1 pseudogene is annotated in these 306 nt (G+C 41.2%); it reads right to left on the reverse strand.

The annotated features are described in order from the left end of the window. Positions 1-114 precede the first annotated feature (114 nt). Positions 115-306: pseudogene (locus ACFIKE_RS12130) on the reverse strand (VapC toxin family PIN domain ribonuclease); the annotation flags it as partial.

The following is a 306-nucleotide window of genomic DNA, read 5'->3' on the forward strand; positions in this document are numbered from 1 at the left end:
GGTTTAGGGCATGATAGGATAAATTTATCATAGAAGAGAAAAATGCGCTAAGCTTAAAAAGTAAGCCCCATTATTCCTATAACAATGACACCATCACGATCTTAACTGACAAGGTTAAGAAAGGAGTCTTGCTGAGAGCCCATTTTGCGTTAGCAGGTCTATTGCTAATTTATCAAATGAAACAAAGGTTTCACCGCCTAGCCAATGTCCCTCATAAGATATAATTCCATCAGCAAAATCTCCACCAGCCTCAAGCATAGCAAGCCCGGCTTCAACAGCTGGTCGATTCATGACGACATTACGCGT

The organism is Bartonella sp. MU70NMGDW (assembly GCF_042194085.1).
Classification (GTDB): domain Bacteria; phylum Pseudomonadota; class Alphaproteobacteria; order Rhizobiales; family Rhizobiaceae; genus Bartonella; species Bartonella grahamii.